This is a genomic window from Faecalibacillus sp. MSK20_93, from assembly GCF_020589945.1.
In the GTDB taxonomy this organism is placed as follows: Bacteria; Bacillota_I; Bacilli_A; order Erysipelotrichales; family Coprobacillaceae; genus Faecalibacillus; species Faecalibacillus intestinalis.
The window spans coordinates 1-1340 of the sequence record NZ_JAJDKA010000129.1 but is presented as its reverse complement, the minus strand read 5'-3'; the positions used below and the strand labels follow the sequence as shown (position 1 = coordinate 1340).

1 protein-coding gene is annotated in these 1340 nt (G+C 31.8%); it reads right to left on the bottom strand.

Features of this window, described 5'->3' with window-relative positions; all coding sequences use genetic code 11:
- Positions 1–41 precede the first annotated feature (41 nt).
- The gene (locus LJD34_RS15900; protein ID WP_052010840.1) at positions 42–1178 is read right to left on the bottom strand and encodes an IS30 family transposase; all 1137 of its coding nucleotides are present in this window, start codon (positions 1176–1178) and stop codon (positions 42–44) included.
- Positions 1179–1340: the final 162 nt, after the last annotated feature.

Here is a 1340-nt window from a genome sequence, read left to right as displayed (position 1 = left end):
CCGAATTGCAAGCAGAAACTGGAAATAAGAGAAAATAGGAACTAATTTTTATAGAAAATCGTATTTTCAGTTACATTAAGTTTAGCTAATTCATCTAGAAATAATTTTTCAGCAGGAAGATATCCAAGTATCTTCCTTTTCTTTTGATTGATTTTGTTATTTATATCAATACTTGTCTTTTTATCTATTGTGTTGATGTCAGTACCTTTCTGTATAAAATATCTGATAAGTCCATTACAGTTTTCATTTGAGGCCCTGTCACAAGAATGATAGGGTCTGCCAAAATAAATCTTGGTTCTCTTTTCTTTTGTATTAGGTTTTACTTCCATATCCTTCCATCTAGAAAATTCACTACCGTTATCAAAAGTGATGGATTTGAAAATATCTTTAAAGCTATCACCGTAAAACTTGTGAAGCTTGTTGATTTGCATATATACTTTTTTAGAAGATTTGGAAGAAATAGGGATCATATAGTAAAATCGAGTTTTTCTTTCCAACAAAGTAAGATAAGCACCATTTTGACCATCTCTAGGGCCAGTAACCAAATCGCCCTCCCAATGACCAAACGCTTCTCTGGAATCGACAGATTCAGGCCTTTCAGTAATAGAAACCCCTTTTTGTCTTTTAGGAATATATGTCTTCCAGTTCTTCTTTGTTTTTCTTCTGACCATGCGAGGAAGATCGATAGGTTTAATAGAGGTTTTACCCTGATGAACATAGTTATAAAAGGTTTTAGTGGAAACAGTTTCCATATCATTAATTTTATCCCTTTGATGAATAATCAAATAATTGATGGTTTCATCAATAGAAGAAAGCTTGTTGGATTTGATTTCGTTTTCAACAAGAGAAATAAAATCAGTAGCTTTATCAAATTTAGAATTGTTAGGAATCTTATGATTCTTGGATCTTTTTTGAAAAGCAGCCAAGGCAGATAGTTCAAAATGCTTATTGAGATGAGTATCTCTAATAGAGACCGTAGCATCTTTGATAATTGAATAGATATTAGAAACCGAAGTACCAACATCCAAAGCAAGATTTTTAATAAATTGAGTTTTACCGATGTTGCGCTTACCAGAATAAGAAGCGTTAAACATAATCAAGGAATTGATGATATACTCATAATGAGAAAAATCGAGATGTTTATTTTTTGTTTTTTGTGATATATTAATAGTGTTCATAGAAATCTCCTTATAAAGTGTGGTAACAATATAATACGATTTCTATGGACAATTTTCATATAGAAAATAAACATGAGGGGCATGTCACAGGCGCGAATTGATAACAAGGGGCATGCCCCTTGTTATCAATTCCTTAATTCCAGTTTCATTTTACAATACAGG